This is a genomic window from Streptomyces physcomitrii (assembly GCF_012273655.1).
Lineage (GTDB): Bacteria > Actinomycetota > Actinomycetes > Streptomycetales > Streptomycetaceae > Streptomyces > Streptomyces physcomitrii.
The window spans coordinates 433407-455209 of record NZ_JAAWWP010000004.1 but is presented as its reverse complement, the minus strand read 5'-3'; the positions used below and the strand labels follow the sequence as shown (position 1 = coordinate 455209).

The 21803-nt window shown below is 72.9% G+C and carries 22 protein-coding genes; 12 read left to right on the top strand and 10 right to left on the bottom strand.

All coding sequences use genetic code 11. The features are described 5' to 3' along the window. Nucleotides 1-43: 43 nt before the first annotated feature. From HFV08_RS09860 to HFV08_RS09840, 5 genes are all read right to left on the bottom strand, one after another. The gene (locus tag HFV08_RS09860; RefSeq protein ID WP_168537883.1) at nt 44-1033 is read right to left on the bottom strand and encodes an NAD-dependent epimerase/dehydratase family protein; all 990 of its coding nucleotides are present in this window, start codon (nt 1031-1033) and stop codon (nt 44-46) included. Nucleotides 1034-1142: 109 nt separating this feature from the next. Further along, nucleotides 1143-1790: a winged helix-turn-helix domain-containing protein gene (locus HFV08_RS09855; RefSeq protein WP_168537881.1), complete on the bottom strand. Its 648-nt coding sequence runs from the start codon at nt 1788-1790 to the stop codon at nt 1143-1145. 367 nt (nt 1791-2157) lie between these two features. After that, a complete protein-coding gene (locus HFV08_RS09850; protein ID WP_168537879.1) occupies nt 2158-3057 on the bottom strand; it encodes a DUF6891 domain-containing protein in 900 nt (299 codons plus the stop codon). A 224-nt stretch (nt 3058-3281) separates the two neighbouring features. Further along, on the bottom strand, nt 3282-4310 hold the full coding sequence (gene glnII, locus HFV08_RS09845) for a glutamine synthetase (RefSeq protein WP_168537877.1): 1029 nt from the start codon (nt 4308-4310) through the stop codon (nt 3282-3284). A 176-nt stretch (nt 4311-4486) separates the two neighbouring features. Beyond that, the gene (locus tag HFV08_RS09840) at nt 4487-4858 is read right to left on the bottom strand and encodes an arsenate reductase family protein (protein ID WP_168537875.1); all 372 of its coding nucleotides are present in this window, start codon (nt 4856-4858) and stop codon (nt 4487-4489) included. Nucleotides 4859-5183: 325 nt separating this feature from the next. Between HFV08_RS09840 and HFV08_RS09835 the strand changes: the two genes are divergently transcribed. Further along, nucleotides 5184-5468 carry a hypothetical protein gene (locus HFV08_RS09835; protein WP_376770590.1) on the top strand — a complete coding sequence of 95 codons (285 nt, stop codon included), beginning with the start codon at nt 5184-5186 and terminating at the stop codon, nt 5466-5468. A 197-nt stretch (nt 5469-5665) separates the two neighbouring features. Here HFV08_RS09835 and HFV08_RS09830 read toward each other — a convergent pair whose 3' ends face one another. Continuing rightward, complete coding sequence (locus HFV08_RS09830) at nt 5666-5902, bottom strand: hypothetical protein (protein WP_145945174.1); 237 nt, start codon at nt 5900-5902, stop codon at nt 5666-5668. 338 nt (nt 5903-6240) lie between these two features. Continuing rightward, nucleotides 6241-6960 carry a type III effector protein gene (locus HFV08_RS09825; RefSeq protein ID WP_376770589.1) on the bottom strand — a complete coding sequence of 240 codons (720 nt, stop codon included), beginning with the start codon at nt 6958-6960 and terminating at the stop codon, nt 6241-6243. A 187-nt stretch (nt 6961-7147) separates the two neighbouring features. On the opposite strand from HFV08_RS09825, the gene HFV08_RS09820 reads away from it, so the two are divergent. Together HFV08_RS09820 and HFV08_RS09815 are read left to right on the top strand one after the other, a co-directional pair. Continuing rightward, the gene (locus HFV08_RS09820) at nt 7148-7573 is read left to right on the top strand and encodes an Hsp20/alpha crystallin family protein (RefSeq protein WP_168537873.1); all 426 of its coding nucleotides are present in this window, start codon (nt 7148-7150) and stop codon (nt 7571-7573) included. A 374-nt stretch (nt 7574-7947) separates the two neighbouring features. After that, nucleotides 7948-8382 carry a DUF2267 domain-containing protein gene (locus tag HFV08_RS09815; protein WP_040258317.1) on the top strand — a complete coding sequence of 145 codons (435 nt, stop codon included), beginning with the start codon at nt 7948-7950 and terminating at the stop codon, nt 8380-8382. A 369-nt stretch (nt 8383-8751) separates the two neighbouring features. On the opposite strand, the gene HFV08_RS09810 is transcribed toward HFV08_RS09815, so the two are convergent. Beyond that, entirely contained in the window at nt 8752-9543 is a 792-nt protein-coding gene (locus tag HFV08_RS09810) for a hypothetical protein (RefSeq protein ID WP_168537871.1), read from the bottom strand. A 172-nt stretch (nt 9544-9715) separates the two neighbouring features. On the opposite strand from HFV08_RS09810, the gene HFV08_RS09805 reads away from it, so the two are divergent. The 7 genes from HFV08_RS09805 (at nt 9716) to HFV08_RS09775 (ending at nt 17678) form a co-directional block, all read left to right on the top strand. Beyond that, nucleotides 9716-10546, top strand: coding sequence for a DUF4389 domain-containing protein (locus HFV08_RS09805; RefSeq protein WP_168537869.1), 831 nt, complete (start codon nt 9716-9718; stop codon nt 10544-10546). A 596-nt stretch (nt 10547-11142) separates the two neighbouring features. After that, the gene (locus tag HFV08_RS09800) at nt 11143-12192 is read left to right on the top strand and encodes a UbiA family prenyltransferase (RefSeq protein ID WP_168537867.1); all 1050 of its coding nucleotides are present in this window, start codon (nt 11143-11145) and stop codon (nt 12190-12192) included. Next, nucleotides 12189-12431 (top strand): acyl carrier protein, encoded by a 243-nt coding sequence (locus tag HFV08_RS09795; protein ID WP_040254215.1) that lies wholly within the window; start codon nt 12189-12191, stop codon nt 12429-12431. The genes HFV08_RS09800 and HFV08_RS09795 overlap by 4 nt, the downstream gene beginning before the upstream one ends. Next, the gene (locus HFV08_RS09790) at nt 12421-13647 is read left to right on the top strand and encodes a beta-ketoacyl-[acyl-carrier-protein] synthase family protein (RefSeq protein WP_168537865.1); all 1227 of its coding nucleotides are present in this window, start codon (nt 12421-12423) and stop codon (nt 13645-13647) included. The genes HFV08_RS09795 and HFV08_RS09790 overlap by 11 nt, the downstream gene beginning before the upstream one ends. A gap of 532 nt (nt 13648-14179) precedes the next feature. Further along, nucleotides 14180-15355 (top strand): beta-ketoacyl synthase N-terminal-like domain-containing protein, encoded by a 1176-nt coding sequence (locus tag HFV08_RS09785; protein ID WP_168537863.1) that lies wholly within the window; start codon nt 14180-14182, stop codon nt 15353-15355. Beyond that, the gene (locus tag HFV08_RS09780) at nt 15352-16899 is read left to right on the top strand and encodes an acetate--CoA ligase (protein WP_168537861.1); all 1548 of its coding nucleotides are present in this window, start codon (nt 15352-15354) and stop codon (nt 16897-16899) included. Before HFV08_RS09785 ends, HFV08_RS09780 begins: the two co-directional genes overlap by 4 nt. Beyond that, complete coding sequence (locus HFV08_RS09775) at nt 16896-17678, top strand: thioesterase II family protein (RefSeq protein ID WP_168537859.1); 783 nt, start codon at nt 16896-16898, stop codon at nt 17676-17678. Before HFV08_RS09780 ends, HFV08_RS09775 begins: the two co-directional genes overlap by 4 nt. A gap of 557 nt (nt 17679-18235) precedes the next feature. Here the strand turns inward: HFV08_RS09775 and HFV08_RS09765 are convergent. Next, nucleotides 18236-18709 carry a GNAT family N-acetyltransferase gene (locus HFV08_RS09765; protein ID WP_210430047.1) on the bottom strand — a complete coding sequence of 158 codons (474 nt, stop codon included), beginning with the start codon at nt 18707-18709 and terminating at the stop codon, nt 18236-18238. A gap of 421 nt (nt 18710-19130) precedes the next feature. Between HFV08_RS09765 and HFV08_RS32090 the strand changes: the two genes are divergently transcribed. Both HFV08_RS32090 and HFV08_RS09760 read left to right on the top strand, forming a co-directional pair. Further along, nucleotides 19131-19259: a hypothetical protein gene (locus HFV08_RS32090; protein WP_281373455.1), complete on the top strand. Its 129-nt coding sequence runs from the start codon at nt 19131-19133 to the stop codon at nt 19257-19259. Nucleotides 19260-19311: 52 nt separating this feature from the next. Next, a complete protein-coding gene (locus HFV08_RS09760) occupies nt 19312-19668 on the top strand; it encodes an ASCH domain-containing protein (RefSeq protein ID WP_168537943.1) in 357 nt (118 codons plus the stop codon). A gap of 42 nt (nt 19669-19710) precedes the next feature. Here the strand turns inward: HFV08_RS09760 and HFV08_RS09755 are convergent, their stop codons facing one another. Further along, a complete protein-coding gene (locus HFV08_RS09755; RefSeq protein WP_168537855.1) occupies nt 19711-20775 on the bottom strand; it encodes an outer membrane protein assembly factor BamB family protein in 1065 nt (354 codons plus the stop codon). Nucleotides 20776-21803 lie beyond the last annotated feature (1028 nt).

The window sequence follows — 21803 nt, the reverse complement described above, 5'->3', positions numbered from 1 at the left end:
CGCGCGCGAGCCCGGGCGGTGGCGGGGCTCCCGCCGCCGCGCCCTACCGCCCCAGCACCTCGCGCTCGACGTCCGGGTCGAGGCCGACCGGCGGCCGGTCCGGCCGCACCGGCGCCTCGCCGCCCACCGCGCACAGCCACCGCCAGGTGTCGGCCACCGTCTCGGCCACCGGGCGCGCCCGCAGCCCCGCCGCGAGCGCCGCCGAGACATCGACCCGGAACAGCGCGTCGTAGATCTCGGAGTCCGGCGGCGCCCACACCGGCAGCTGGGTCCACGGCTCGATGCCCGCGGCGAGCACGGTCCCCGGATCGGTCCAGCGCAGCTCGGCCGCCGAGCCGGTGACCCGCAGGCAGTGGTCGAGCAACTCCCCGATGGTGGCGTGCCCTTGGGGACCGACCAGGTTGTACGGGCCGCTGAGCCCCCGCTCCGCGGCGTCCAGGATCCACTCGACGAGGTCCCGTACGTCGATGTACTGCAGCGGCAGCCCGCGCGGCCCCGGGGCGAGCACCCGCCCGCCGGCGGCGATCCGGTTCAGCCAGTACGGCAGGCGGCCGATGTTCTCGTAGGGGCCGAGGATCAGCCCGGCCCGCACGAGGAGCGAGGCCCCGGGGCCGAAGGCGGCGAGGGCGGCCAGTTCGCCGCCGCGCTTGTCGGCCGCGTAGTCGGTGGACTCGGCGTCCGGGGCGGCCGCCACCACCGGGGCGTCCTCGGTGAACCCGGCGGGCGGCGGCCAGGCGTAGACCGAGCAGCTCGACACGTAGACAAAGCGCCCCACCCGGCCCGCGAGGGCGCGCGCCGCCGTGTCGACCGCGGCCGGGGCCGCCGACCAGGTGTCCACGGCCACGTCCCAGCTGCCGTCCGCGAGCGCGTCGAGGCCGCCGGGCGCGGTGCGGTCGCCGTGCAGGACGCGGACGCCCGCCGGTGCCTCGTGTCGGCCGCGGTGGAAGACCGTGACCTCCCAGGACCGTGCGAGCGCCGCCTCGGCCAGCGCCCGGCCCGCGAACTGTGTGCCGCCCAGAATCAGAAGTCTCATGCCGCTGACTCTGCCCCGCTCCGGGCCGCGGGCGGTAAGGATTCTGCCGCCAGGCGAAATCCGCAGTACGCGGGCGGCGGCCACCCCGCCGGGGCGGCCACCGCCGTGCTCAACGGCGCGTGGCGGGCGCGTACTTGTAGCCGACCCGGCGGACCGTCTGGATCATCTGGCGGTGCCGGGCGCCGAGCTTGCGGCGCAGCCGGGCGATGTGGACGTCGACGGTGCGGCCGTCGCCCACGTGCCCGTACCCCCACACCGTGGTGACCAGCTGGTCGCGGGTGTGCACCCGGTGCGGGTGGGCCACCAGGTGGGCGAGGAGCTCGAACTCCAGGTAGGTCAGGTCGAGCGGTGCGCCCTCGACGGCCGCCGTGCGCTGCACGGGGTCGATGAGGACGAGGTCCTCGCTGCCCCGGGGGGCCGGCCTCTGCTCCGCCTCGGGCACGGTCGCCGGTACGGGCCGCGGGGCCTTCTCGGCCACCGGCGCGGGCTGCGGGAGACCCGCCTCGGCGAGCTGCCCGGACAGCAACTGCTGCTGCTGGTCGGCCGGGACGAGCAGCAGATAGCCCACCATCGGCGGGCGGCCCGGCAGGGTGGGCAGCGTGTGCGGCGGCGCGGGCAGCCAGGTGGCGCCGGGCGGCAGGAACTCGGAGACGTCGACCACCTCGTCGCGGTCCACGGCACGCAGGCGGTGCCGGGGCGGTGCGGCCGTGGCGGCGGAGGGACGGGCGGCGGTGGACAGAGTGCGGCTGTCAGCCATGATGTGCTCTCTTCGCGCGGAAGTCGTCGGATTCGTCGGGGTCATCGACGTATGCGTCGGATTCGCCGGATTCGTCGAAGGACGTGTCGTGCGCGCTGGCCGAAGGCCGGGGGACCGGGTTCGCCGGGATACCGGGTTTAGAGGGCCTGCGCGTTCCTCGCGCGGCAACACACCCGGTCGAAGTCATGGTGCTGACGGGAAGGCCAGAACGGCTCGAGGTCGTGGCGACCCGTCGCGGTGATCTGATAGCTGGCCATGCGCCCATTGAAGCAGACGACACGTGTTCGCAGCAGACTTCTCACATACGGTCTCGCCAGGTGATACGGAACCGGGCCCGCCGACCGCCCGGCGCCGCCCCCCGCTCCGCTCAGCGCGGAGGCCGCTTCCGCCAGTGCAGTTCCGGTACGCGCAGGGTGTCGGCCAGCTCGCCGTCCCACTGCGCCCGCAGCCCCGCGCGCTCCAGCGCCGCCACCACCTCGTGGCCTATCTCACGCGGCGCCCAGCCCGGCCGGAACGCCCCGTAGTACAGGGTGAGTCCGCCTCCGGCCGCCGCGTGCTCGGCCGACTGCTGGTCGAAGAAGACGAAGCCGCGGTCCGGGCCGCCCCCCTCCGCGAGGGCGCCGAGTCCGCAGTCGCGGCAGCAGGCGAAGTTCTCCCGGGCGGTCAGGCCCCCGGCGTCCAGCTCCGCGAAGGCCCGGCTCACCCGGTCCGGATCGGTCACCTCGGGCCAGCGCCGGGTCTGCGCGTGGCGCTCCTGCCAGAGCGCCTCCACCAGCTGCCGGGCCTGCGCCGCCGAGACCGGCTGCTCGTCCTCGTCGCTGAGCCACCGCTCGGCCGCCTCCGCGAGCTGATCGCGCGAGGCGTACCCAACCCGCAGCAACTCCCGTACGTACTCCTCGATTTCGGCCCGTACGTCCTTCGGCAGCTCGGAGACGTCCACCCCGGGGCCGACCGCCATCGGCTCCCAGAGCAGTCCCGCGTCCCAGTCCGCCTCGGCGCGTGCCCAGCCCACCACGGTCTCGGCCACCCGCCCCGCCTCGTGCAGATCGGCGCCCAGGTGGGCCCCGGCGGCGGTGCGGTGCTCCAGCTCGAAGGGGGCGCCGTGCTGGTGCCAGACCTGGAGGAAGGCGCCGAAGCCGTCCGTGCGGCGGCGGACGACGAGGAACCGGTCCGCGCCGCCGAGCGACCGGACGATCTCGCGGAGGCGCGCCGCGGAAACCCTCCCGGGCGAGGCCCAGTTCTCCGTCTCCGCAGTGATGTCGAGCATGTGTTCCACCCTGGCACGCGGTGCCGGGGCAGAGTATGGGTGCTGGGCCCCATTGCACGGGCGCCGGAGGGCGGCCCGGCTCGGCCCGGATACGTACCCGGGCCCGGTCGGCGGGCATGCCGGAGAGCGTCCGCGCGGTGCCCGCGCGGACGCCCCCGTGGACGGGCGGTTCGGCCTGGACGGCGGCCGGGGGACGGGGCAAGTGGCCCTGGGCGGCGGCCGGTTCAGACCTGTCCGGCCTTCTCCAGGGCCGTGCAGCAGGTGTCCACCAGGAGGCGGGTGACCACGTACGGGTCGACGTTGGCGTTGGGGCGGCGGTCCTCGATGTAGCCCTTGCCGTCCTGCTCGACCTGCCAGGGGATGCGGACCGAGGCGCCGCGGTCGGAGACCCCGTAGCTGTACTCGTTCCAGGGGGCGGTCTCGTGCAGGCCGGTGAGGCGGTCGTCGATGCCGGCGCCGTAGTGCTTCACGTGGTCCAGCGGCTTGGAGCCCTCGCCGAGCGACTCGCAGGCGGTGACGATGGCCTCGTAGCCCTCGCGCATCGCCCGGGTGGAGAAATTGGTGTGCGCGCCGGCGCCGTTCCAGTCGCCCTTGACCGGCTTCGGGTCCAGGGTGGCCGAGACCTTGAAGTCCTCGGCGGTGCGGTAGAGCAGCCAGCGGGCGACCCACAGCTGGTCGGAGACCTCCAGCGGGGCCAGCGGGCCCACCTGGAACTCCCACTGGCCGGGCATGACCTCGGCGTTGATGCCGGAGATGCCGAGCCCGGCGGTCAGGCAGTTCTCCAGGTGCGCCTCGACGACCGCGCGGCCGTGGATCTCGTCCGCGCCGACCCCGCAGTAGTAGCCGCCCTGCGGCGCCGGGAAGCCGCCGACCGGGAAGCCGAGCGGCCGCTCGCCCTCGAAGAAGGTGTACTCCTGCTCGATGCCGAACACCGGCTCCTGCCCCGCGAAGCGCTCGGCCACCTCGGCGAGGGCGGCCCGGGTGTTGGAGGAGTGCGGGGTCAGGTCGGTGTTCAGGACCTCGCACAGCACGAGCAGGTCCGCACCGCCGCGGATCGGGTCGGGGCAGACGAAGACCGGCTTGAGCACCCGGTCGGAGGCGTGCCCCTCGGCCTGGTTGGTGCTGGAGCCGTCGAAGCCCCAGACCGGCAGCTCGGTGCGGCTGTCCCCGTCGGCGAGGATCTTCGTCTTCGAGCGCAGCTTGGCCGTGGGCTCGGTGCCGTCGATCCAGATGTACTCAGCCTTGAACGTCACGGGGCCCCATCCTCCGTCGCGGGTTTCTGTGCCGCAGCCCTCGTGGCGCTGCGCAGACGCCCGCAGGGTGTCAACAGACGGTTTCCCGGCCGTTGCCCGAGGATGAACCCCGTGTTACCCCGCCCGCCGAGTGCGCCCCGGTCCGGCTCCCGCGCCCAACTGCCCTGCCCGGGGCCCTACTTGCGGCCCAGTGCCGCCCGTACCGCCTCCGGTGAGCGGGCGACCACCGCGCTGCCGTCGTCGGCGGTGAGGATCGGGCGCTGGATCAGGCGGGGGTGGGCGGCCAGGGCGGCGATCCAGCGGTCCCGGCCGGAGGCGTCCCGGGGCCAGGCGGTGCGGTCCTTGAGGTTGAGCTGCCGGGCCTCGTCCTCCTGGGTGCGCAGCAGGTCCCAGGGTTCCAGCCCGAGCCGTTCGAGCACCGCCCGGATCTCCGCCTCGCTCGGCACGTCCTCCAGATAGCGCCGCACCGTGTACGAGGCGCCCTCCTCGTCCAGGAGCTTGACGGCGCTGCGGCACTTCGAACAGGCGGGGTTGATCCAGATCTCCATGAGGTCACGGTACGCGGCGATGATCACCGCGTCTCGGCAGAGCGGCAAGGCGCCGGCGCCGCGGGGGAGTTGGGGGATCCCGGTGCTCCGAACGTCGTCCCGGTGCTCCGAGCGTCCGTCCGCCCCGCTCTCTGTTCGAATATCCCGGGGCCTCGCCCGTCGCTTCCCGAGCAGGTGTCACAGGGCGCCAAATCCGTTGCTGTACTGGGCTTTTGATGCCCTCGCGGACTGCCGGACTGTCAGTGCGCGGCGGTAGAATAGGGGCAGTGTTCGAGGGAGGGTACGGGGTTTCCCGGGCCCTGCCGACCACGACAGGAGGATGCCTGTGCCGGCTGCCGTTCTCGACCAGATGCCCCTGCCGATCGACCTCCCGTACCGTCCGCTCGCGAAGAAGCCGCTCCCGCCGGGCCGCCCCCGGGACTGGTACATCACCCACAACCGGCGCCTGAAGGCGATGCGCCTGGCCATCGCGCTGCTCGACTCCGGGGTGCACCTGCCGAACCAGGCGCCGGACACGAGGATCCGCACCACCGCCGAGCACATCGGCATCCATCCGCCGTCGGCCACCACCTGCCACATGGTGCGGGCGCTGATGCGGTACAGCCGCTGAGGCGGGGCCGCCGCGTCGAAGGGCGCGGCGGTCTCCGGAAGAAAACGGAAGAAACCAGAAGGAAGCAGAGAAAGCAGAGAAAGCGGTGCCGGGCGGGCATTCCAGGAGTTGGGGGAGACCTGGAATGCCCGCCCGGGCCTTGTGGGGGGTGGCGGTCCATGAGGGGTGGTTCACGCAACCGCTCGCCGTTGCCGCACTCAGCCGCAGGCGTCCGCGAGCAGCGGACCGTCTCCGGTCTCGCCGCCCGGGCCGCAACCGGCCTCGTGCGGCCGGACGCAGGGGGCACGGGATGGGGACACCCGGCTCTCCGCGATCCGGTGGACCTCGCGCAACGATTCCGTCAACTGGACTGCCAGAAGGTGCAGTTCACCGGAAGTCCAACGACGTTCACGCAGCACGTGCGCCGCCTGTTCGAGCAACTCGGCCGCTGTCACCAGCCGCGCACTCTCACCGCTCGGAACGGCGCATGACGGGCAGCCGTGCCCTGAGTCCAGGAGCGGGCCGTTTCCGCCCCCCGGCTCAGTACCCGGCGAGAACCTTGGTGGGGTCCGCCCGTCAGCCATGAGTACACCGTTGTGGATGGCGGCGCTCTTGCCCAATGCCGAACGGGTATAGCTTCGGACTATCATCGCCCTGAGCTGCGGGGAAGCCCTCTGAAGCCCATGCGCCGCCCGATATCGCCGCCCTCTCCCGGCCCCTGCCGGACCGGCGGTCCGGGGCGGCTGCGGCTGTTGTGCCGGGGCACCCGGTTTCGGTGGGAGGGGGCGCGATCCTACGGCATGTCCGGCAGGGTTGTCCGCACCGGACCGCGCCGCTGTTCGCTGTCCTTGCGGAGCCGGTCGGTGTGCCGGGTCAGGGTGTCGACGCGGTCCGCCAACTCGGGGTGCCCGGCGGCGAGATGCGGCCGGGCGGCGGCCAGCGGGGCGATCAGGGCGGCGGGGTCGTCGTGGGCGAGGGCCGCGTCCAGCGCGCCGAGCGAGGTGCGGGAGGCCGCCGGAAGTCCGGTGAGCGCGGTGATCTGCCCGGCCAGGCGCCGCAGTTCGGCCGCGTGGTCGCGCGCCCAGACGCTGACGGTGCGCTCGGCGGCGCGGCGGTCGCGGGTGGCCCGCACCCGCTGCTCGCCGGTTGATCCGGCGGGCCCGGGGCGCTGGCGCAGATAGCGGCGCTCGGCGGCCTGGCGGCTGGCGACGCCCAGGGGGTGGGCGAGATCGGCCCAACTGGCCCCGGAGGAGCGGGCGGTCTCGATCAGCCCGGCCTCCCAGCCCGCCAGCTTCTCGCGTACCTCGCGCAGCAACAGGAGCGAGGCCAGGGCCTGTTCGGGGCCGGTGAGCGGGTCGGAGGCCCCGTCGGGCTGGTCCGCCTGCGCGCCGCGCACCGCCGCGTCGATCGCCTCCAGGGCCGCCGCGGCGGCGAGGAAGGAGGCCGGATGTCCTTGGCCGGGGTGGTGCGGATCGACGTGGTGGTGCGGGTCGATGGGGTCGGCGGGGGCCACGGCGGGCCTCCTCTCCGGTGGTGTCGGGCGTTGGCGGGTGTCGGTGAGTGGTGCGGGGGGAGCGGTGCGCGGGGTCGTCGTCCATGTGATGACCCCCTGCTTGTCATCCATTGGACGACATGCTACAACAGTGCCAGGTGAAAGCGCATTGGCAGTTTCTGCCTGAACTTTCGGAGGTGTTTTCGCGATGTTGATGCGCACCGATCCCTTCCGCGAGCTGGACCGTCTCACTCAGCAGCTGCTCGGCCCCGGCACCTGGTCCCGGCCTTCCGCGATGCCGATGGACGCCTACCGCGAGGGCGATGAGTACGTGGTCGCCTTCGATCTGCCCGGGGTGACACCCGAGGCGATCGACATCGACGTCGAGCGCAACATGCTGACCGTGAAGGCCGAGCGGCGCCCGGCGGCCAAGGCGGAGAACGTCCAGCTGGAGCTGTCCGAGCGGCCCCTCGGCGTCTTCTCGCGGCAGATCGCGCTCGCCGACACCCTGGACACGGAACACATCGAGGCCGACTACGCCGCGGGCGTGCTGACCCTGCGCATCCCGATCGCCGAGCGCGCCAAGCCCCGCAAGGTCGTCATCGGCGGGGAGCGCAAGGAGATCTCCGGCTGATCCCGGGATCCCGCGCGCGGCCCGGCGCGGGTCTCCGGCGCCGGGCCGCCGCGGCGGTCCCCTCCGCGGTCGGGGACGAAAACGGAAGAGGAAAGCGGAAGAGGGACGCATACACCGGCGCGCAGTGGACAAACGGAGTCAGGGCAGCAGGACGCCGGTGCGCGCCGAGGCCCGCGAGGCGGGCTCCCGGCCAAGAGGAAGACCAATTCCCTTCGGCCGGAAGCGAGTTCGAGGACACCGGACACCAGAGCCGCGCAGAGATCAAGAAGCACGAGAACAGCTAGAGACAGAAGCACAAGAACAGCAGAGACAAGAGAAGAGGCAGAGGGCGAAAGGTGACTGCGAGCGCGATGTACCGCCACCCCGAGACCGCGATGCAGGGTCAGGCCGAACCGGTCCGCCGGATACCCGCGATGACCTTCGAGCAGATGCTGGAGAAAGTCCGCTACGAAGGGGTCTACCCCACCCGGGAGCGCGCCGAGGAGGTCACCCGCCTCGTACTCGCGGGCCTGGGACGGCAGTTGACCGGTGAGGAGCGCGTCGACCTCGCGGCCCGGCTGCCCGTGGAGGCCGCCCGCGTTCTGACCGCCGAGGTCCCGGACCCCGAGCCGCGTACCGGCGGGGCCTTCGTGACGGACCTCGCGGCGCGGACCGGCGCCTCGCCCGCCACCGTGCGCTGGGACGTCGGCGCCGTGCTCGGCACCGTGGCCGTGCTCGCGGGCCCCGGGCTGCTCACCCGGATACTCGCCCAACTCCCCGCAGGACACGCCCTGCTGTTCGGCCAGGCCGAACTGAGGACGGCGGCCTGAGCCTCTCCCGGGCCGGGCTGGCGGTCGCAGCGGCGGGAGCGGCAGCGGCGGCGATTCGGCGCTGAGGCCGGATCCGCCGCTGCCGCCCTCACAGGGCGTGCCCGCCGAAGGCGAAGGGGCACAGCGCCGGGGCCGTCTGAGCACGGTTCACCGCGACCCGGGCTCACCGCATCCTGGGCTCACCGCACCCCCGGTTCACGCATCCCGGGCTCACCGCGACGCCAGGTCGGCGGCCTGCCATCTCCCGCCCGTCCGAGGGCGGACGCGCAGGTCAGGCGGGCGGTTGCCTGCCACCTCCTGCCCGAGAGCGGACGCGCACGGTCGGCGGTGGCCGCCACCTCCCGCCCGGTCCCCACGTACCGCCACGGATCAGCCCTTCCGTACATCCTGCGCCGGGTCCGCCGAGTCCTGCGCCGGGTCCGGTGAGGGCTTGCCCGCGATCAGGTCGTAGGTCCGCACGCGCAGCACCCGCATCCAGTTCTCGCGGGTCTCGCGCTTCAGGGCGCGGGCCGCCTTGCGGCTGCCGGGCGGGTAGCGGCGGCGGGCCCACGGGGAGCCGGGGCGGGCCAGGCGCAGCGCCCCGACCAGGGCGAGCACCGGCACGAACAGGCCGATGATGCCGGTGAAGACCTTGCCCTTGGAGAGCGCGATGAGCGCGAGGGTGCCGTTGACCAGGACCGTGGTCACCGCGTCCCAGCCGACCACCGCCGAGCCGTCCACGGTGTCGTCGTTCACGCCGAAGGGCGCCGAGCCGATCAGCAGCAGCCCGCCGAGCGCGGCCCCCACCACCACGGCGTCCACCGAGAGCCGCCCCTCGCCGGTCCAGTACACGTCCTTCAGATGCAGGACGAGCGCGAACTCGTCCAGTACCAGGGCGGTGCCGACCCCGAAGAGCCCGGCCAGGATCTCGGTCCAGGGCCGATGGGTGCCCGCGGGCGAGACCAGGCCGAAACCGGCGATCACCATGAAGACGATGCCGAAGACCACATGGTGCAGGTGGAAGCCCTCGCCCTCGATGTTCCCCGGCCACCACGAGACCTCGGCCCGGATCATGCGCACACTGAGCCGGATGAAGAGGAACGCGACGACGAAGGCCACCAGCAGGATCAGCAGCGGCTGCTTGCCGGAGTCCAGGATGGTCCGCGTGTACCAGTCGGCCACCTCTCCACCCTGACACCGGGCGCGGCCGCCCGCACGACGACGCCGGCGGCGCGGGCGATCCGTGCGGACGCGCGCCCGCACGGATCCTGGGGCACGGTGGAGAGGACGGAAAGGGAGCGGACCCAGTGGGGGAGCGGGGCGCGGGAGCCCCGCCCGGCATCGGAGCGGCACCATGGCACACACCACCTGGCACACCCCCGAGGCGGCCCCCGGCGGCGCCGAAGTCCTGCCCGAACTGGACGTCCCCGCCCCGGGCAGGCAGCGCCGCTGGACCGTGCTGCTGCGCTGGCTGCTGCTGATCCCGCAGTTCCTGGTCCTCGCGGTGCTCGGGATCGCCGCCTTCGTGATGACCGTGGCCGGCTGGTTCGGCGCCCTCTTCCTCGGGCACCTGCCCGGCCCGATCGCGCGCTTCCTCTTCGGCTACCTCCGCTACGAGACCCGGGTGCGCGCCTACGGGATGCTGCTCGTCGACCGCTATCCGCCGTTCTCCTGGCGGGGGCCGGAGCATCCCGTACGGATCGAGATCCACCCGACCAAGCTCAACCGGCTCGCGGTGTTCTTCCGGCTGATCCTCATGATCCCCGCGGCCGTCGTCAACGGGCTGCTGATGTCCGGCTGGTACGCGGTCGGCTGGATCTTCTGGCTCATCACCCTGGTCCTCGGCCGCCTTCCGGAACCGTTGTACCAGTCCACCGCCGCGGTCCTGCGCTACGCGATGCGCTTCAGCGCGTACGTCATGATGCTCACGCCCGCCTACCCCAAGGGCCTCTTCGGCGAGGAGCGCGCGCCCGTGCCCGGCGGGACGGCGGAACCGGCCGCGCCCGGCGGCACCGCCCGTTCCGGGACCCGGCCGCTGGTGCTCGGCGGCGCGGCCAAGGTGCTCGTCGTGCTCTTCCTCGCCCTGGGCCTCGTCTCGGGCGCCACCTCCTCGCTGACCGGCGGCGACGACCCGCCCGACAAGGACTACGGCTCCGCCGCCGTGCCCGCCGCCGCCCGGCGGTGAACGGCCCCGGCCCCCGGCCGGCCCGCTCCGGCCGCCCGCCGCACGCGCCCCGACCGGCCATATGAGCCCTACTCGGCCGTATCCCTGACCGCCCTGTCCACAACCGGACAATCGTTGGGCGACCGGTCGGATCGGTTTGTACCATCGGCCCGTTGTCACGTGTCGGCCGAGCACGTACGGGGAGGATCGGCACTCATGCACGAAGGCGCGCGAGGCGGGCAAGGATGCCGCCTCCCAGCCGGGAGGAGAACCCGGTGGCCGGTGCGGCGCCCTGCCGCGGCCGGTCACCGCGCTCCCGGCCCGCGGCCCGGCCCGAGGGCACGCCTGCGTACCGCGCCGCGTGAGCACGGACCACTGTCCGGCCCGGCGCCCCTGAGACTCCCCGCGGCCGCCTGAGCGAGCCGCCCTCGCCGGCCGGTCCGGCCGCCGCCCCGTACTCCGGGGCGGACCGGTTCCGCGCCGGGAGCACCGGCCCGCCCCCTGTCCCTGCCCACTGAGTGCCTGCCCGACGGCGGAGAACGAGGCCAGGACGCCGAGCACTTCGGCGTACCCGGCCCCGCCCTCCGGCTGCACAGTTCGAGAACGGTTCGGCTGCAATGAGCGAGATCGCCCGAGGCGCCCCCCTGCCCCTGCGCAGAAGCGCCCTCCTGCTGCTGCGGAGTTGCAGCATCCGCTTCGCCGCGTACTACTGGGTCGGCTACGCGGTCGGCATGGCCGCCGTGGAGCGCCTGACCCCCGCCACCGCCCTGCTCGGGGTGCCGATGTGGCTGGCCTGCTGCCTCGGTACGGAGTCGGTGAACCGGCTCGCCGACCGCGAGGCGGATGTCCTCAACCGCCCCGAACGCACCGCGCTGTGCGAGGAGTTCGGCTGGCGGCGGCTGGCCGTGGTCGCCTGGCTGAGCTGGGCCTGCTTCCTCCTCATGGGCCTGGTGCTCTTCCTCACGGGGCCCACCACCGCCCTGCCGGTGATGCTGCTCGTCGACGTCGCGCTCGCCGTCGGCTACTCCATCGGCCCCGCGCTCAAGCGCCACCCGGTCCTCGCCCCGCTGATGCTGATCACCCCGCTGGTCAACCCGATGCTCACCGGCTGGGCCACCGAGGCCGACCCGGACACCCTGTGGTCCCCGGTGCTCCCGGCCGCGGCCGTGCTCGCCGCCTTCACCCTCGGCCTGTCCGGCATCAAGGACATCACCGACGTCGAGGGCGACCGCAGGCTCGGCTACTCCAGCCTCTGGCTCAGCCTGATGCGCCTGTGGCGCGGCACCGCCGTCTACGTACTGACCGGCGCGCCCTTCGCCCTGCTCACCGTCTTCGCGCTGACCGGCGCGCTGCCGATGACCGCGCTGACCCTGCTCCCCGCGGTGGTGGTCTCGGTCCTCGTGGTCTCGGTCGCCGGACGCGCGGTGCGGACCGCGGACCGGGAGGCCGCCCGCGAGGTCATGCACCAGTACACCTTCTACTTCCTCCTCCTGGTCCTGCTGGTGGCCGTGCCCGGGGCGCCGACCGTCTGGGCCGTCGCCGCCGCCGTCTGCCACTGGCTGGCCGCCTCCCGCACTCTGCACTGGTCCGACGGACTCACCCCGGAGCGCATGCGGCGCTGGACCGCCCTGGTCGCCCCCTCCCACCGAAGCAAGGAGTTCTCATGAACCGCCCGGACGTCCTGAACGGGGTCAGCGAGATCGTCGCGCAGGTCCTCACGGTGCCCCTGGACCAGGTCACGCCCACCGCGGACTTCTACGAGGAACTCGGCGGCGACTCCCTGCAGAAGCTGGAGGTCATCGCGCACATCGAGGCCCGGTTCGGCTGCTCCCTGACCGACGGCCAGGCCGCCGAGAGCGACACCGCCGAGGCGCTGGCCCGCGAGGTGCTCACCCATGTCGGCTGAGAGCAAGGGGCCCCCGCGGGTCGTGGTGACCGGGATGGGGGTGGCCTCGCCGCTCGGCTGCGAAGTCCCCGAGTTCTGGGCCAAGGTGACCTCCGGGGTGGTCGCCACCGCACCGGTCACCCGCTTCTCCACCGCCGGGTACCCGACCGACCAGGCCGCCGAGGTCGACCCGGCGGGCCTCGACGAGGACGGGCTCGACGGCGCCGCCGCCCTGCCCCGCTCGGTCCGCTACGCCCACCACGCCACCGCCCGCGCCCTCGCCGAGGCGGGGCTCACGGGCCCGGAAGCAGCCGGGGCGGCCGATCCGCGGCGGGCCGGAATCGTGCTCGGCACGGTCATGGGCACCCGCCCGCACCTGGAGGAACTCCGCCGCCGGGGACGGGACTTGGGCGAGGACCCCAGCTGGGACACACCGCAGCTACTGGCCGCCTCACCGGCCCGCAGATTCGCCCTGCACGGCCCCCGGCAGGTGGTCGGCGCCGGCTGCGCGGCCGGGAACACCGCGCTCTCGCTGGCCGCCGATCTGATCCGCTCCGGCCGGGCCGAGGTGATGGTGGCCGGCGGGGTCGACGAACTCTCCGAGGCCGTCTTCCAGTTGTTCACCACCCTGCGCGCGGTCGCCCCCGACCGGGCCCGCCCCTTCGACCGGGACCGCCGCGGCATGCTGCCCTCCGAGGGCGCCGCCGTCCTCGTCCTGGAATCCCTCGACCACGCCCGGCGCCGGGGCGCGACCCCGCTCGCCGAACTGCGCGGCTGGTCGGTCGCGGCCGAGGCCTACCACATGACCGCCCCGCACCCCGAGGGCCGCGGCATCCGCCGCTGCATGGAACAGAGCCTGGCCCGGGCCGAGTTGACCCCGCGGCAGGTGGACCACGTCAGCGCCCACGGCACCGGCACCCCGGCCAGCGACGGCCTCGAAGCGCTCTGCCTGGCCGAGTACTTCGGCACCCACGGGGGCCGCCCTGGCGTCTCCTCCGTCAAGGGCATGCTCGGCCACGCCCAGGGCGGCGCCAGCGCTCTCGAAGCCGTGGTCTGCGTCCAGGCCGTCCGTACCGGAGTGGTCCCCGGCAACCCGACCATGCGCGAGCCCGACGGCAAGTGCGCGGACCTCGACCTGATCCCCGGCACCCACCGCGAACAGCCGGTACACACCGCCCTCAGCAACGCCTTCGGCTTCGGCGGCAACACCTCCACCGTCGTCTTCAGCACCTGCTAGGCATCCCCGACCATGCACGCCCACCGCCGCCCGCCGCCCCGCATCCGCTTCCGTCGCACTGGGCGGGGTTCGGGGTGCGGTTCTTCGGGGTGCGGTTCGGGGTGTGGTTCGTACGTGGGGCTGTGTCTGGTGCGGGTCTCGTTCGCGGGGCTGTGTCCGGCCCGGATCCCGTACCCGGTGCCGTGTCCGGCCCACATCCCGTACGCGGGACCCCGCCCGGCCCGGGTCCCGTACCCGAGGCTGTGCTCGGCCCACATCCCATACGCGGCGCCGTGCCCGGCCCAAACCCGTACCCAGGACGGCACCCCCCACCGACCCCCCACCAGGAACCGCCCCCGGCACCGCGAGACCACGCGCCGGACGCCATCCAGCCGGCCCCCCGGGCGACGACCACGCGCAGGGCCGGACAGCCTCCGGCCGACCCCGACGTGCGCCTGCCGAACGGCGTTCGGCCCACCCTTCGGCCGCGGGACGGACCTCCGCACTCGCTTGCCCAGGGCCCACCGGCACCCCGACCCCTTGAGGAACTGACGTGCACACAGCCGACTCCCGGCCGCCCGCCGCCCGCACCGCGGTCACCGGCCTCGGCGTGGTGACCGCCTCCGGCACCACCGTCGCCGCCCTCTACGACGACCTGCGGCACGGGCGGGAGCGCTTCACCACCGCCGCCCCCGCCCCCGTGGCCAACGCCCTCCCGCCCGGGCCCGGCAGTGCCCCCGCCGAGGCCCCGGCCCCGGTACGCGCCGGACATGTGCCCGGGCCGCTGCCGCTGACCGACTTCCTCGGCGCCCGCACCGACCGCACCCTGAGCCGGGACAGCCGCCTGCTGATCCACGCCGCCGCCACCGCGGGCACCGGACCCGCGGCCGAGCGCACCGCGGGCGAGCGCACCGGCGTGGTCCTCGGCACCATCCGGGCCGGGCGCAACGAGTACTTCGCCATCCACGACGCCGCGGGCAGCCCGGGCCACCGGGTCAACCCGGTGTGGGGACCGCACTCCGGTTACAACGCGGCGGCGGCCCAACTCTCCCTCGCCCTGGGCGCGGAGGGCCCCTGCCTCACCCTCTGCGCCGGGACGACCGCCGGACTGGACGCCGTCGCGACCGGGGTGCGCCAGCTGCGGGACGGCGTCTGCGACACGGTCCTCGCGGCGGGCGCGGACACCCTGTGCGCCGCCGCCGGAACCCGCGCGGGCGAGGACGGCCTCCCCGAGGGCGAGGGCGCGGCCCTGCTCGTCCTGGAGCCCGCCCCGACGGCCGGCGCCCGCGCGCTCGCCCAGGTCCTCGGCACCGGCGAGGCCATCGCCCCCGCCGAGGACATCCCCACCCCGGACGCACTGGGCCGCGCGGCCACCGAGGCGGTTCAGGCCGCGCTGCGGGAGGCCGGGCGCCCCGCGGCGGAGATCGGCCTGATCGTCCTCGTCGGCAGCGGCGACACTCCGGCCGACCGGGCGGTCGAGGCCGCCCTGCGCCAACTCACCTCCCCCACCGTCCCGTTGAGCGAGGTCGCCCGGGTGACCGGACGCACCGGCGGCGGCGACGGGACGCTGGCCGCCGCCTTGGCCGTGGAGGCACTGCGCCGCGGCGCCGCACCCGCCCCCGGCGCCGCGCCCCTGGACGGAACCGCCCTCTGCGTCGGCGCCGACCCGGCGGGCACCGCCACCGCCCTCCTCCTCGGCCGCCCCGCACACCAGGAGTCCGGCACATGAGCGCCGCCGACCACAACGCCGTCCGCTGGTACCTCGACCGCCACCTGGACGGGCCCGGCGCCGACGCCCCCTGCCTGCTGACCGAGCGGGAGGAGCTCGACTACCGCGCCCTGCACGCGCTGGTGTGCCGCACCGCCCGCGTCCTGACCGACGGGGGAGTGGCGCCCGGCGACCGCCTCGTCGTGGTCCTGCCGGACTGCGTCACCTCGGTCGCCGCCATCCTGGCCGCGATGCGGATCGGCGCCGTCCCCGTACCGATGAGCCCGCTGCTCACCCTCGACGAGCAGTGCTACGTGATCGAGGACTCCGGCGCCCGTGCCGTCCTCCTCGACGAGGGCCGGGGAGCCCTCGCCGCCGAGGCCGCCTCCCGCTTCCCCGGCACCGCCCTGTGGAGCCGCACCGGCGGCACCCCCACCGTCCCCGCCCTCCCCGAACTCGCCGCGCATGCCGAGGAGTTGGCACAGATCACGCCCCGTACGGCACAGGACCCGGCCCTGATGCAGTACACCTCCGGCAGCACCGGCCGCCCCAAGGGCGTGGTCCATCTGCACGGCGCGCTGCTCGCCCTGCCCGAGGGCTTCGCGCGGCATCTGCGCCTCACCGCCGCCGACCGGATCCTGTCCACCGCCAAGCTCCCCTTCGGCTACGGCTTCGGCAACTCCGTACTGCTCCCCCTCTCCGCGGGCGCGAGCGCCGTGCTCCACCCGGGCCGCACCGACCCCTTCACCGTCTCCCGGCTGCTCACCCGCTTCCGCCCGAGCCTGCTGTTCTCCGTACCGACCCTGTACGCCGCCCTGCTCGCCCTGCCCGACGCGGCCGACCGCCTCCAGCTCTCCTCCGTACGGATCGCCGTCTCCTCCGGCGAGCACCTGGGCGAGGCGCTCGGCACCCGCCTCACCGAGGAACTGGGCCTCCCCCTGATGAACGCCCTCGGCTCCACCGAGTGCCTGCACTCCTTCCTGGCCACCGCCCCCGGCGCCTACCGCCCCGGCGCGAGCGGCGCCCCCGTCCCCGGCTTCCAGGCCGAGATCCTCGACGAGGACGAACGGCCGCTGCCACCGGGCGAGTGGGGACGGCTGCGGGTACGCGGCCCCGGAGTCGCCACCCGCTACTGGAACCGCCCCGAGCGCACCGCGGAGACCTTCCGGGACGGCTGGGTGTACACCGAGGACGTCATGCGCCGCGACCCCGACGGGAGTTGGCACCACCTGGGCCGCACCGACAGCGTCCTCAACGTCGGCGGCATGAAGATCATCACCGCCGAGATCGAGGAGGTCCTCCTGAAGGTCCCCGGCGTCCGCGCCTGCGCCGTCGTCGGCGTCCCCGACGCCCACGAACTGACCCGGATCGTCGCCTACCTGGTCGCCGACTCCCCGGAGGACGAACTCGCCCTGCCGGAACGGGTCTTCGCGGCGGCTCGCGCCGGGCTCCCCGCCTTCAAGCGCCCCGGCACCGTCCGTACCGTCCCCGAACTCCCCACCACCTCCACCGGCAAGACCTCCCGGCACCTCATCCGCCGGACCGAGTCGGAGCGCGCGCGATGAGGGGCCGCACGCAACGCCTCGTCCTGCGCGACTCCGGTCCCCGCCGCCTGATCTGCGTCCCCTTCGCCGGAGGCTCGGCCCGGTCGTTCACCCGCCTCGCCCGCGAACTCGGCGAGGACTGGAGCGTGGTGGCCGTCCAGCCGCCCCCGCCGCCCGGCGGCCACGGCAGACCGCCCCGCCCCGGCGACCCGGAGCCGCTCGCCCTCACCGCCCTCGCCGAGGACTATCTCCGGGTCCTCGACGGGGACTTGCACGGCCCGGGCCTGCTGCTCGGCCACAGCCTCGGCGCCGCCGTGGCGCACGAGATGGCCCGACTGCGCGGCGCGGACTGGCCGTTGGACCTCCGGGTGGTGCTGAGCGCGCCCCCCGCCATGGGGGCCGGCGGCAGCCTGCACGAACTGACGGACCATCAACTCCTGTACACCGCACGGCAACGCGGCATCCTTCCCGAACTCCCCGTCTCCGACGACTTCGTCGTCCGCATGCTGCTCCCCGACTTCCGCCGCGACCTCGCGGTACTCCGCGACGGCTGGCACCCGGCCCCCGTACCGGCCTCCCTCGCCCTCCTCGGCGGCACCGAGGACGAGGCCTGCCCGCCGGGCACCCTGACCGCCCTGGCCGAGCAGGTCGGCGCGGACTCCTGCGGCCTGGTGCCCGGCGGACACCTGTACGTGGTCGACCGCGCCGCGGAGAGCGCGGCGGCCCTGCGGGCGATCGACTCGGGTCAGTCCCTGCTCTCCCCGGAGGCCTGGCGCCGGGCCTCCCGCCGACCCGCGTAACGCTCCTTGCGGTTGGCGCTCTTCCTCATCCCCTGCCACTCCGCGGTGCAGGAGCGCTCCCCGCACCCGGAACAGCAGCTGTGCCCGAACACCAGCACCCCGGGGTGCTCCCACCGGCACCGGGTGTCCGCCACCTCCCGCCCCGGAGCGGGCGGCAGGTCGCAGCCGCCCTCCCGGTGATCGTGGACCGGCCGGGGGTCATGCTCCGCATAGCGCACCCACAACGGCTTCGTCCTGTCCGTACGGGACATCTCGTTCCTCCCGGAACCCGCCGCCCGCAGCCCGGACCCTCCGGACGGACGGCCGGCTTCGCCAGCGCATGACGAGACCTCCGTTTCCTCTCCTCGGCAACGGCTCGCGCGGTCCGGTGATCCGGTGATCCGGTGATCCGGTGATCCACGGCGAGCGGAGAACCGTTCAGGATAGGAGTGGCACGGAGCGTGCACAAGGGAGGCCCGGGCATCGATGGCGGTCCGGCCCTGTCGCGCGGAGAGCGAGGCGGTCGGGTCAGGGGCGGGGCGGTCAGGCCAGGTCAGGGGTGGGGCGGTCAGGTCAGATCAGGTGCGCGGGACGTCGAGCGGCAGAGCGCGGTGGAAGACGGTCATGGCCCGACCGGGACCGTTGTAGTCGTCGACGATCTCGGCGTCGAAGCCGAGGCCTCGATGGAAGGCGAGGGAGCCGGCGTTCTCGACCGAGGTGACCGCCTTCAGCCTCCGCGCACCCTGCCCCGCCGCCGCTTCGGCGAACGCCCTGTACAGACGACGCCCCAGCCCGGTCCCGCGGGCGTCGTCCCGCGTGGCGATCAGATGCACGTACCCGGTGCCGTCCGGGGTGACGAACCCGAAGACGTACCCGCGGATCCCGTCCTCACCCCGGGCGACCAGACAGGTGGCACCGAACTCCTGCACCAGGGCCAGCAGATGCAGCGAGCGAAGATCGCGCTCACCCCAGTAGCGGGAGTGATCCGCCAGAACCTGATGGAAGTCCGCCACTTGGGCCGGTGCGATGTGTGTTCCCATGACGGGGATCATGGCAGGCGCCTCGGCGCTCGCCGCCCGTCGTCCGTACGGGCCGGGCCACCCGACACGCGACGAGGGCCGCCACTCCGAAACCGGAGTGGCGGCCCTCGCTCGCCGGAACAGGGCTCTCGGACATCCGCCCGGCCCCGCTCTTTAGATGTCGAAGTAGAGCTTGGAAACGCTTCTGACCTGCTACGACGCGCGCTCTACGAGGAGGCTGGTGCACAACCGGTGCACATCGCGGGGGAGTGGCGGCAGACTGGTGTTTCGAGCGCTCGTCGGTAGCGGATGTAGTCCCCCATGACCGACACACCACAGGAACAGCTCGACGGTTTCATGCGGGCCATCAACGACCTTCACATAGCCACCGTGCCTGCCGAGGACGCCCGTTTAGCGTCCGAAGCACTCAGGGAGCGGCTACCTCAACGCACCGGTGGAGGTCCTTGAGGCGTTCTCGCGGGCCATCGAGATCGGTTACGCGGCGGCCCTCCAGGACGTGCGCCGAGGCAGACTCGACACGGAGATCCAGGAGTGGCGGCCCGACCTGTTCGAGGCCGAGTGACGCGCGTGCCCCTCGTTCGCGCGGCCAGCCGGTAGCGCCGGCCGATCGCCTTCTGGGCCTTCTCGACCGCGAACTCAACCTCTACCGCAAGTACTTCGACCTCGTGGCCGCGGGCACCAAGACCATCGAGGTGCGAGTGAAGTACCCGCATCTCGAAGACCTCGCCGCAGGCGACACCATCCGCTTCCGCATCAAGGGCAGCGACGAGATGTGCGACGTCCGCGTCCTGCGGGTCACCGAGTACGGGTCCTTCGAGGCACTCCTGGACGGCGAAGGGCCTGCCAACGTCAACCCCAGCGCGACTCGCGACGAACAATTGGTCAACATTCGCTCCATCTACGGCTTGGAGAAGGAAGCGCTCGGCGCTCTTGCCATCGAGATCAGAAGGGGCGTCCGCGAGGCGGAATAGCCGGTGCGAGACATGTGCCGCAGGCTTCGGGGACCGCCGTGGTCATACGGTGTCATCGAGGCGGATCGCTTGAAGGTTGCCGTTTCCGGTGACGACGTACAGGACACCGTCCCATACCTGGGGAATTCCCTGATCGGCAGGATTCCAGGGCAAGTCCTCACACTCACCTGGGAGACGTCGCCGGGTGTCAAGACTCCAACCCTGGAGCACCCCTGCTCGGCTCACCGCCCAAGCTGAGCTGTCCGTGAGGTACGCGGGGGTCATAAGCGAGGCTGCTCGCCGCGGCCTGCCCTGCCACGCGATCGTCCCCTGGGTGTTGTCCAAGGCGAAGAGTCGGCCGGGATCCCAAGACGTGATCAGCACCTGCTCACCCGTCGCTACGGGGTGGGTGCGGAGAGACTTAGCAACCTTGACTGTCCATCGATTCTCACCGGTAAGCGCATCAAATGACGAGACGTGGCCATCAGAGTGGGCTAAATGGAGTGACTTCTCGGACGCCATCGGCTTGCCGACGACTCGGTCGCTCAGTTGTTTCTGCCATAGCAAGGTCCCGCTGTACACGTCGTGCATGGCCAACCAAGGCGCCCCTGTGCCGACTCCGGAGGTTATCGCGAAGAGTTTGTCGTCGGAGACCATCCAGTGCTCCGGAGAGGGCAGGCGGAGAGGCTCGGGCCAGCGTGGGTAACCCGTGTCGGCATGGAGGGCCTGAAGTGCCCAGGGTTGGGACGAACCGGATTCGGTCCAGGCAACGAACACGCTGTCATCAACGACGCAAGGGGCTTCGAGGAAGCCCGGTGCTGTCGGCTCAGGACGCCAATTCCACAAATGTCGCCCCGAGTCCGTGTCGTACGCGTGCAGGGAGCCCTGCAGATCCGGCACATAGAGCGTGCCGCGATCGCACACAGCCTGTGCCGCGGCGCAGCGGTTCACACGGGGGCCGGTCTCCGTTCCGGAGCGGATGTTCCGGGGGCGGAGAGTGTTCCCCATCCCTGAAGTGAAGACGGTGGTGCCGTCCACGGGCGGCTGGTTGTTGTGCCCCATCGGCTTCGGCCCCCACAAAGGTTCGCCCGAGGTGGCATCGAAAGCGTGGAGGGTGTGGCCGTCCACGACCAGCAGTGTGTCGCCGTGAAGCCGGGGTTGACAGGCCCCTGGCCGCAAACGATTCGGACGCGACCACAGAGGATGGGGAAGACTCCGACCTGCGGCCCGCCCGCGGCGGGGGCGCGGCGGCTTGGGCGGAGGGGGCGTTGCCTTGTCGGGAACAAATGACAGGCCACGCAGAGCTCGTAGTAGGGACTCACGGGTCACGGTCGCACCAGCGGGCGCGCAGTCGCTCGCAAACTCCCTCAGCCGCGAGAAGAGGGCATCGCCGTCAGCTGCTTCCACCCGGGTGGCCATCGGCAGAAGACGCTCCACGGCTGCCGTACGGTCCAGAGGGCGAACTCCCTCCAAGCGAAGGTCCAGCACTGACAGATGGGCCAGAAGCCGCCAGGTAAGAGTGTCAGGCGTGCACCCTGCATCAGGGCCGCCAGAGCTCACGGCCGCCGCAACCAGCCCCTTGAGATTCGCAAGAGTGTCGCGATCTGACTTGTTCAGTCGCCCCGGCTCGGCCACGCGGCTATGGAACACACTGGGGCTCCCGGCGGCGACAGCAGCGGTCGTCAGAGCCTGTAGCGATGCTGCCCGCGGATAAGGAGCGGCCACTGCTAGGGCCAGCTGCCACCGCCCTGCAGCTAGAAGTGCCCAGCGTTGCTGCAGGGTAAGCAGAAACGACTTCATCAACTCGACCGAGAGTAAGTCCCCCGGAGTGAGCTTCGGGCGCCGCCGCACGGCAATCGACATGCGATGGGGGGTGCCCCTGTCGGTGAGTCCGGTGACCAAGTAGTCGTCCACCGCAGCGACAGCACGGGCCTGAAACCGGACTTCGACCGGCGTGACATGGTCGCCCAAGCCGGGGACTGGGGCGCCGGTGAGAAGGTACGAGAGTAGGACGGCCCCGAAGTGGTGCTCGAACACAGTCCCACCCCCACCTGTCGAGTACGGACTCGCGCCGGCCGATGCGTTCATTTGGGCCTGGTTCCTTCCGGCCGTCCGCGCGAGTGTTACTCGCTGCGTCTTTCCTGCCTCACGAGGTG

Bases quoted from the DNA above. Each gene is read 5' to 3' on its own strand.
- HFV08_RS09860 (WP_168537883.1), bottom strand. From the start codon at position 1,033: ATGAGACTTCTGATTCTGGGCGGCACACAGTTCGCGGGCCGGGCGCTG.
- HFV08_RS09855 (WP_168537881.1), bottom strand. From the start codon at position 1,790: ATGGCTGACAGCCGCACTCTGTCCACCGCCGCCCGTCCCTCCGCCGCC.
- HFV08_RS09850 (WP_168537879.1), bottom strand. From the start codon at position 3,057: ATGCTCGACATCACTGCGGAGACGGAGAACTGGGCCTCGCCCGGGAGG.
- HFV08_RS09840 (WP_168537875.1), bottom strand. From the start codon at position 4,858: ATGGAGATCTGGATCAACCCCGCCTGTTCGAAGTGCCGCAGCGCCGTC.
- HFV08_RS09820 (WP_168537873.1), top strand. From the start codon at position 7,148: ATGTTGATGCGCACCGATCCCTTCCGCGAGCTGGACCGTCTCACTCAG.
- HFV08_RS09815 (WP_040258317.1), top strand. From the start codon at position 7,948: ATGCAGGGTCAGGCCGAACCGGTCCGCCGGATACCCGCGATGACCTTC.
- HFV08_RS09805 (WP_168537869.1), top strand. From the start codon at position 9,716: ATGGCACACACCACCTGGCACACCCCCGAGGCGGCCCCCGGCGGCGCC.
- HFV08_RS09800 (WP_168537867.1), top strand. From the start codon at position 11,143: ATGAGCGAGATCGCCCGAGGCGCCCCCCTGCCCCTGCGCAGAAGCGCC.
- HFV08_RS09795 (WP_040254215.1), top strand. From the start codon at position 12,189: ATGAACCGCCCGGACGTCCTGAACGGGGTCAGCGAGATCGTCGCGCAG.
- HFV08_RS09790 (WP_168537865.1), top strand. From the start codon at position 12,421: ATGTCGGCTGAGAGCAAGGGGCCCCCGCGGGTCGTGGTGACCGGGATG.
- HFV08_RS09780 (WP_168537861.1), top strand. From the start codon at position 15,352: ATGAGCGCCGCCGACCACAACGCCGTCCGCTGGTACCTCGACCGCCAC.
- HFV08_RS09775 (WP_168537859.1), top strand. From the start codon at position 16,896: ATGAGGGGCCGCACGCAACGCCTCGTCCTGCGCGACTCCGGTCCCCGC.
- HFV08_RS09765 (WP_210430047.1), bottom strand. From the start codon at position 18,709: ATGATCCCCGTCATGGGAACACACATCGCACCGGCCCAAGTGGCGGAC.